Source organism: Amycolatopsis echigonensis (assembly GCF_014174495.1).
GTDB classification, from domain to species: Bacteria; Actinomycetota; Actinomycetes; order Mycobacteriales; family Pseudonocardiaceae; genus Amycolatopsis; species Amycolatopsis echigonensis.
The window spans coordinates 1-8,159 of the sequence record NZ_JACJHR010000165.1; the positions used below are offsets into that span (position 1 = coordinate 1).

General features: G+C 65.9%; 7 protein-coding genes and 2 pseudogenes. 8 read left to right on the forward strand and 1 reads right to left on the reverse strand.

Going from position 1 to position 8,159, the window contains the following annotated elements:
- From H5411_RS45295 to H5411_RS45310, 4 genes are all read left to right on the forward strand, one after another.
- Positions 1-640: IS30 family transposase (locus tag H5411_RS45295; RefSeq protein WP_183127888.1), on the forward strand; the 640-nt coding region annotated here is incomplete at its 5' end.
- A gap of 77 nt (positions 641-717) precedes the next feature.
- A complete protein-coding gene (locus H5411_RS45300; RefSeq protein WP_183127889.1) occupies positions 718-1,086 on the forward strand; it encodes a hypothetical protein in 369 nt (122 codons plus the stop codon).
- Between the two features lie 44 nt (positions 1,087-1,130).
- Positions 1,131-2,290 (forward strand): IS3 family transposase gene (locus H5411_RS45305; RefSeq protein ID WP_183127890.1). Its coding sequence is split into 2 segments (ribosomal slippage): positions 1,131-1,409 and positions 1,412-2,290, totalling 1,158 coding nucleotides; the frame shifts between segments, so codons are not numbered across the junction.
- 226 nt (positions 2,291-2,516) lie between these two features.
- Positions 2,517-2,786 (forward strand): hypothetical protein, encoded by a 270-nt coding sequence (locus tag H5411_RS45310; RefSeq protein WP_183127891.1) that lies wholly within the window; start codon positions 2,517-2,519, stop codon positions 2,784-2,786.
- 355 nt (positions 2,787-3,141) lie between these two features.
- Here the strand turns inward: H5411_RS45310 and H5411_RS45315 are convergent.
- Positions 3,142-3,411 (reverse strand): annotated as a pseudogene (locus H5411_RS45315) (hypothetical protein); the annotation flags it as partial.
- A gap of 133 nt (positions 3,412-3,544) precedes the next feature.
- Between H5411_RS45315 and H5411_RS45320 the strand changes: the two are divergent.
- The 4 genes and pseudogenes from H5411_RS45320 to H5411_RS45335 all read left to right on the forward strand — a co-directional run.
- Positions 3,545-4,294: a hypothetical protein gene (locus H5411_RS45320; protein ID WP_183127893.1), complete on the forward strand. Its 750-nt coding sequence runs from the start codon at positions 3,545-3,547 to the stop codon at positions 4,292-4,294.
- A 98-nt stretch (positions 4,295-4,392) separates the two neighbouring features.
- Entirely contained in the window at positions 4,393-6,000 is a 1,608-nt protein-coding gene (locus H5411_RS45325) for an SNIPE associated domain-containing protein (RefSeq protein ID WP_246370477.1), read from the forward strand.
- 1,154 nt (positions 6,001-7,154) lie between these two features.
- Positions 7,155-7,370, forward strand: a pseudogene (locus H5411_RS49935) (ribosomal protein bL12); the annotation flags it as partial.
- Between the two features lie 70 nt (positions 7,371-7,440).
- Positions 7,441-8,159, forward strand: a 719-nt coding sequence (locus H5411_RS45335) for a hypothetical protein (protein ID WP_183127894.1), incomplete at its 3' end; no start/stop codon positions are given.

Consider the following 8,159-nt stretch of genomic DNA (forward strand, 5'->3'; position numbering starts at 1 on the left):
CCGGGAACTGGCACAGGCGCTGCGGACCGGGCGGGCGCTGCGGATCCCCCGCGCCCGGGCCCGGGCACGGCAGCGGCGGTCCGGGGCCCGGATCCGGGACATGGCCAACATCAGCCAGCGGCCCGCCGAGGCCGCCGACCGCGCGGTCCCCGGGCACTGGGAGGGCGATCTGGTCCTGGGCAAGGACAACAAGTCCGCGATCGGGACGCTGGTCGAACGCTCGACCCGGTTCGCGGTCCTGGTGGCCTTGCCCCACGGGCGGGACGCAGCCGCGGTCGCGACCGCGATGACCGAAGCGATCCAGACCCTGCCGCCGCTGCTGCTCAGGTCGCTGACCTGGGACCAGGGAACCGAAATGGCCCACCACAAGACCATCACGCTGGACACCGGGCTGGAGATCTATTTCTGCGACCCCCACTCGCCCTGGCAGCGCGGCAGCAACGAGAACACCAACGGCCTGCTGCGCCAGTACTTCCCCAAAGGCACCGACCTGTCCCGCCACACCACCGACGACCTCGCCCGCGTCGCCGCCGAACTCAACGGACGCCCCCGCGAGACCCTCGGCTGGCACACCCCAGCCGAAACCCTCGCACGACTACTCTCACACCAACAAACACCAGGTGTTGCAACCACCACGTGAATCCGCCTCCCCCTCACGGACCTCCGGATACCGAGCACGGTTTCCGCCTCAACGCCGGATTCAGCGGCGAGCCCACCGTGCCGGCCGCGGCCCGCCGCGTCCTCGACGCTGTCGAATCCAGCGAACTGCTTTCCGTCTACTATGAGTCTGGACATGTCTACTCCGGTGGGCGCATCTGCAAACGGAAGTCCCGGGTGGTGCCGTTCCAGAACTGGCGCTTCATGGACTTCCAGAACACCAAAGTGGACCAGGAAAAACCTTTCGGCCTGCTGTCCAGCACGGAGATCCACCACCGCATCGGCGCCGACGGGGACAACTCTCTCTTCCACTGGGTCTCCCGGCATTACAACGACGGGTGGCTGATCTGCGACGACGGTGCCGGCGAGATCGCGGACTTCCTCCACATCGGGCCGGACGGGACTCGGGTCTGCCCAGGGTTTGGTTGACATCTCACGTGTGAGGCTGAGGCCTCGCCTGGAAGGATGTCATCGTGCCCAAGCCCTACCCCCGCGAGTTCCGCGACGACGTGATCGCGGTGGCCCGCCGCGGCGAGGCCCCGTTGAAGCAGGTCGCCAAGGACTTCGGGATCTCCGAATCGTGCCTGGCCAACTGGCTGCGCGCCGCCGACGTCGAAGACGGCGCCCGGCCCGGTGTGACCCGCGACGAGTCCGCTGAGCTGCGGGAGTTGCGCAAGCGCAACCGGCTGCTAGAGCAGGAGAACGAGGTCCTGCGCAAGGCTGCGGCTTACCTGGCGCAGGGCCACCTGCCGGGAAAATAGCCTTCCCGCTCGTCCGTGAACTGGCCGCGGCCGGCGCCCCGATCAGGGTGCCGGTCGCGGTGACGTGCAGGGTGCTGGGTATCTCCCGGCAGGCCTACTACCAATGGTGCGCAGCCCCGTTCTCGCAGCGGGACTGGGACGACGCGCAGCTGATCAACGCCGCCCTCGAGATTCATGCCGACGACCCGGCCGACGGGTACCGGTTCATCGCCGACGAGCTCGCTCGCCGGGGTTTCACCGCCTCGGAGAACCGGGTGTGGCGGATCTGCTCCATGCAGCAGATCTTCTCCCTGCACGCCAAGAAGAAAGGCCGTTCCCGTAAGGCGGGGCCACCGGTGCACGACGACCTGGTCCGCCGGAACTTCACAGCCACCGCACCGAACGTGAAGTGGCTGACCGACATCACCGAGCACTCCACCGGAGAGGGCAAGCTGTACTTGTGTGCGGTCAAGGATTGCTACTCCAACAAGATCGTCGGATACTCCATCGCCGCGCACATGCGGGCCTCACTCGCCGTCAGCGCGCTGCGGAACGCGATCGCGCTGCGCGACCCGCACGATGTCGTCGTCCACTCCGACCGCGGCGCTCAATTCCGGTCGGGAGCCTATCGGCGTCTGCTGCACGGCCATGGGCTGACCGGGTCGATGGGGCGGGTCGGGGCGTGTGGTGACAACGCTGCGATGGAGTCGTTCTTTTCGTTGCTGCAGAAGAATGTTCTCGATACCCGGCGGTGGCGCACCCGCGAGGAACTCCGGTTGGCGATCGTGTCCTGGATCGAGACGAAATACCACCGCAAACGCCGCCAACGCACCCTGGGCAAGCTCACCCCAGTCGAGTTTGAGACCATCTACACGGCCACGTCAGCGGCCTGAGAAACAGTCAGCCCCGGTGTCAACCGAAGTCTGGGCAGACCCCTCTCAGGCTCATCCACGTCAAGGGCGCTGAAAGCAACGCGCCAGGTCGGCGCGTCTCGACGTCCGCCTACGAGGTCGTCGCCGCGCAAGCATCGAAGAACTTGATCTTCCTCGACAGGGATTGCTCATCAGCCGGCTGACGGCCAGTGCGACGGGCAAAGCGAGCTGGGTCGACGGGAAGGCCGTGACTGGGCGCGACGAGTTCATCGACAGCCTCCGAGTTCTCAGCGAATCCGACAAACGCGAGGTCGTCATCGTCCAACCTCATCTCACCGAGTCGGTGTATCGGCATCTGCGTGCCGCAGAGGAGAAGAAGGTGATGAGTGCGGAACTTCTGCGCTTCCGGCGGCTCGAATTGCTCCTCAACCTGTCGTATTCGTCCGTCGTCAAAGCCGGAGCCGAACTGCTGGTTTTGGCCAGCGCCAACACTGTCGCTCCTACTTCAGGCCCGTGAACGCGCGACAGGAGGCTGGGCCGAAGCAATTCCGCACGACACAAAGCCCTCGCCTGCTGCCAGCGGCTGACGCAGGGCTCAGCGCAGCCCGAGCAGTTGATCGACCGTGCCCGTGCGCGACTTTCTCGCGCGCTTCGGGATCGAGGGCAAGCCGGTCGAACCAGTCGCGGGCGTGGCGGTTGTCGGCGACCGGCTTGGGCAGTCCAGAGGTCGCGGACGGGAGCTTATCTTCGATACGGGACAGGTGGAACGGGACGCCGTCCCCGAGGTGGCCGAGGGCCGGCTTGAGTCCGGGCAGTCGGTTGAACACTCCGCCGAGGATCATCCGCAGCGCGTGCAGCGATGCCTCGTAATGTCAGCCGTAGTCGCCGGTGGTTCGGATCTGGTTGATCGTCGCCGGGCGCAGGTAGATCGGTACGTCGAGCCGAGCCGCGGTTTCCAGGACCGGAGTGAACAACGGGTCGTCGAGGAACCGGCCGCTGAGCGTCGCGTCCACAAAGCCCAGTTCGCCGACGGCGCGCTCCAGTCCGGCCACGGCGGCGTCGGTGGCGGTGGCGGTGGCCGACAGCGTGGCGAACGCGGCGAAGCGGTCGGGATGGTCCTCGACCATGCGGTGCAGTTGTTCGTTGACCTTGGCAGCTAAGGGCTTTGCGGATCAACGAAACGGGCGAGGAGCCAACCCGGGTCCGTTCCTCGCGGGTAAACGCCGACACTGCAACCACCTTGAACCGACAACGCGACAGCGGTAAGACCGAAACATGGCACCCTCACCCGCCGACAGCGTGGATTCAGGACAGTTGCTCGATCAACTCGAATTCCTGGAACTACGGTTCGACAGCCACGCGCACCTCGCGGGCAGCGACCTGACCGACCCAGGAACATCAGACTGGTGGGCCACCGCCGGGATGACGGTGTCGTCGGACGAAGACGACCCTGCCGATCAATGGTATTTCTCCGAGAACGCCACCCTCTCGGCGAAACCCGACACGCAAGGCTACGTCGACGTCAACATTCTCGAAGCCAGCGGCCTGACCATCGACCTGCAGCACGTCGACGGAATCTTCGACGCCCTGGACGCGCGCAGCTCCGACTACGCCAAGTTCATCCCGCTGTTCGGCAACCGCGACGAGTACGGGTTCCTCGGTCTCGACGACCGCCTCCAGAGCACGACCCACGCCTTCGGCACCCACGTCGTCATCGTCGACCGGGTACGTCTCGCGCCCGCCTGGCGCGGTCTCGGCGGCATCGGACGCTTGCTTACTGCCCGTGTCCTCCGCTGGATCTGCAGCGACCCGCGCCTCATCGCCGTCCAGCCCTTCCCGATCGACCTCGACCGCAGCCTCCTCCGAGACGCCAGCGTCTTCGAACCGGCTCTCGACAAGGTCCGCCGCACCTGGGCGTCGCTGGGGTTCGTCCCGGCATTCGGGGGCATCTGGGTCGCGGACCCGGGCCGTTCCGCCTACAGCAACGCCGTCGAAGCCCTGGAAAGAAAATTCGGCCTTCGGTAGGGGCTCCTCGGCCTCGAGACAAGCGGGGTCTGACGATGTAACACGATCTCGCGGAGTCGCGACTCCTGCTGTGATCGTGAACAGCGGAGGGCAGCGATATGGGATATCGGTTCAATCCGCCACCGAACTGGCCGGCCGTCCCCGTCGGCTGGACGCCTCCGCCTGGCTGGCAGCCGCCAGCCGACTGGCCCGCGCCGCCGAAGTTCTGGCAGCTGTGGACGCTCGAAGCCGACCCGCAATCTGAAACGGAACCGCCCCAAGCAGGTCCCGCTCCCGCATCGGGCAAGCCCGGGTTGTTCGGCTCCCGGAAACGGGCTCGGGAACTCGAAGCCGAACTGGCCGCGGAGACCGCCAAGTTCCACCAAGCCGTCTCACAAGTCCGTGAACTCAGCGCACACAACGCTTCATTGAACGCGGAACTGACGGACCTCAAGACCAAATACGCACAACTCCGCGGCCGGGACGCTCTGGAGGCCGAGCGAGAAATCCGGCAGATGCGCCAGACTCTCGCCGAACTCGAGCAAGAGGCGCAGAAGCAGCGAGACACACAGGTACAGGACCGGGACGGCGCGAAAGCCCACCTTGCCTCGATCCAGCGGCAGGTCGACGAGGCATCCGCGAAGCTCGCGTCGATCCGCGGCGAAATCGTCGAGACCGAGGAGATCGCGCTGCTCCAGGAGGCCGGAATCTACGAGTTCCGGCACCGGCTCGCCGACGCCGTCGCCTACAAAGCAGCGCTGCAGCGGCTGAAGGACTCCATCAAAGTCTCCGCGAAGAACAACCACGCGATCACCGCCAGCACCGACTGGACGGTCAACGGTTCCGCTGTCCAAGGCCAGCGCATGGTCCGCGACTTCTCCAAACTGATGCTGCGCGCCTACAACGCCGAAGCCGACAACTGCGTGCGATCCATGCGCCCCTACCGGCTCGACTCCGCCAAGGACCGGTTGAGCAAGACCCGCGAGATCATCTCGCGCCTCGGCAAGACCATGAACATCAACATCTCCCCCAGCTATCACCGGCTGCGGCTCGAAGAACTCGAACTCACCGCCGACCACCTCGCCAAGGTCGAAGAAGAAAAGGAACGCATCCGCGCCGAACGGGAACGCCAACGGGACGAACAGCAGGCTCAGCGAGAGTTCGAGCGCGAAAAAGCCAGGCTGGCGAAGGAAGAAGCGCACTGGCGTAACGTCCTGCAGAAGTGGGCCGAGTCCGGCGACGACCAGCAAGCCGAAGCAGCACAGGCCAAACTGGACGAGATCGGCGACGCCATCAGAGGCGTCGAGGAACGCGAGGCGAACATCCGCACCGGCTGGGTCTACGTGATCTCCAACGTCGGCTCCTTCGGCGACGGTGTCGTCAAGATCGGCTTGACCCGGCGGCTCGATCCGCTCGAACGCGTCCGCGAACTCGGCGACGCCTCGGTCCCGTTCAGGTTCGACGTCCACGCCAAGATCTTCGACGCCGACGCGGTGAGCCTCGAAACACGGCTGCACCAGCACCTCGCCGACCGCCGCGTCAACCGGGTCAACCTTCGGCGCGAGTTCTTCTACGCTACTCCATCCGAGATCCTCGCGATCCTCGAAGACCTGGGGCTGAAGGACAACCTCGTCGACTACGTCGAGGAGCCCGAAGCGCAGGAATGGCGCACCAGCAGGCAGTTGGCCCGCGGCAACGACGAGTTATCCGTCCCTGCGGCGTCGTAGCAGGCAACCGCACAGGCAGGGAGGTACTGGGGATGGGCTTCTCAGTGAAATTGGCTCCGGGCGTGCGCATCAGGGCATCCAGCCGAGGGCTGCGGGCCAGCGTCGGGCCACGAGCCGCCCGGGTCCACGTCGGCGGCGGTCGTGCGAGCATCTCGACGGGCGTCGGCCCGGTGGGGTTCTCCACGTCACTCGGCGGCAGCCGGCGAACGCCTGCCCGCGGAACCTCCACCGCGACGTCGTCCAGGTCGCTCGCGGCCGCGGTCAAGGCCCAGCAGGCCGAAGCACTGGCCTCGGCGTTGCAAGCCATCCTCACCCTGCATCGACCGGCCTTCCCCGAAGCTCGACGCCCCGTCGCCGCGGAGCCAGCCGACCCGGACGAGCGCGAGATCTTCGAGCGGCATCGGAAATCCAGCTTGTCCGGCATCGGCGTATTCGCACGCCAAGCACGCAAGCAGGCGAAGGCCGCCGGCGAGCAAGCAGCGCAGGCCGAATTGGCCGCTCTTCGCGAGGAGCATCGCAGGCTCCGCGACCAGCAGCAGGCCGAACTCGACGGGCTGTGGCAACGGTTGCTCGACAACGATCCGGACGTCGTCATGGGCACGCTCGCCGAAGCTTTCGAGGACAACGATGCCGCCGCCGCACCGATCGGCGTCGAGGACGGCGAAGCGTCCATCGCGGTCCTGGTTCCGAGTCCCTCCGCGCTCCCCGAACGTTGTCCCACAACGACGGCGGCGGGGAACCTCTCGTTGAAGAAGCTGACCAAGCGCGAACTCGCCGACCTCTACACGCTGATGGTCTGCGGCTACGTCCTGACGACAGCGAGAGAAGCGTTCGCCGTCGCACCCGGACTGCTCAGCCAGCGCATCATCGCGCTGCGCACCACCCCACCCGACGCCTACGGGCACGTGCGCACCGAAGCGATCCTCGCCGCTCGATTCACCAGGGAAGCGCTGAACGGCGTCCAATGGGACATCGCCGACGCGGCCACGATCGTCAACGACGCCAGCGACGAACTCCGGCTCAGGACGACCGGTCCGAGTCAGCAGCTCGCAGCCCGGTCCACCTCCGACGAGCCAGACCTCGCAGCCCTCATCGACGCCGTCGACCTCGACGAACTCCCGGCACAGCACAACCCGATCAACCGCACCGGCCGCTTCGACGTCGTCCTCGCCGACCCCGGTGACAGAAAAATCCAGGTGATCAAGGTCGTCCGCGAGTGCGTGAACGGACTGGGGCTCAAGGAAGCGAAAGAGCTCGTCGAATCGGCACCATGTCCGCTGCTCACTCGCGTCAACTGGGAGCAAGCGGACAACGTCAAGGTCACGCTCGAGCGTGCTGGCGCGGATATCGTCGTAGTAAACAGTAACTAGAAACCCCGGACACGGAAACGCGGCCTAAAAAAATGCCACGACAGTCTGGTATGCGAGGGGCAGAATCCGCATGACGTCGAATACGCCGCAGGAATATCCAGAATTCGATCTGTCCTCGAAAAGGATCGTGCAACTCGCCGGCCTCGCGGACGCCGCTGCCGCGGGCGCTAAGCGCGGCTGGTACGAAATCTCCTCCGCGCTCACGGACAAGCGGGAAGCCGCGGACGTCGACACCGTCGCAGTCGCCTTCGACTACCGGCTGCAGGATCGCGTCGACGGAAACAGCAACCCCGTGTTCCACACCGCGCACTTGATGCCCCTCGCCCAACTGCCGTCGACCGTGGCCGACCTCTGGGCGAGCGTCGCAGCAGTCGCCACGACGGCTTCAGTTCGTGCGCGCCTGCACGATCTTCTTTTCACTCTCGGCCGACAACCCAAGCACAAGCACGCCGAGCAGGCCTGTTCCGCATACCTCGAGCTAGGCGGCGCAAACTGGGACTCGCTCTACCGTGCGCGCGCGGTGATCCGCGCACTGGACATCGCCCGGCAGATGAAGCTCGAAAGCCTCGCAGACGATGCGGTGAAGCAGACCATCTCCAACATCCGCGAATGCCTCGACAGCAATGAACGCAAGCCCGGCGTGGCGCTGCGTCTGCTCGGCCGTCTCGTTGAGGAAAAGAATCCTCCGGCAGACGTCGACGAACTCTTGAAGGCAGCTCGAACCCGCTACGCCGGAGACCCGTACATCGAAGTCGACGCAGCGATGTCGCAGCGCCGCCGCGCGAAGGG

Bases quoted from the DNA above. Each gene is read 5' to 3' on its own strand.
- H5411_RS45320 (WP_183127893.1), top strand. From the start codon at position 3,545: ATGGCACCCTCACCCGCCGACAGCGTGGATTCAGGACAGTTGCTCGAT.
- H5411_RS45325 (WP_246370477.1), top strand. From the start codon at position 4,393: ATGGGATATCGGTTCAATCCGCCACCGAACTGGCCGGCCGTCCCCGTC.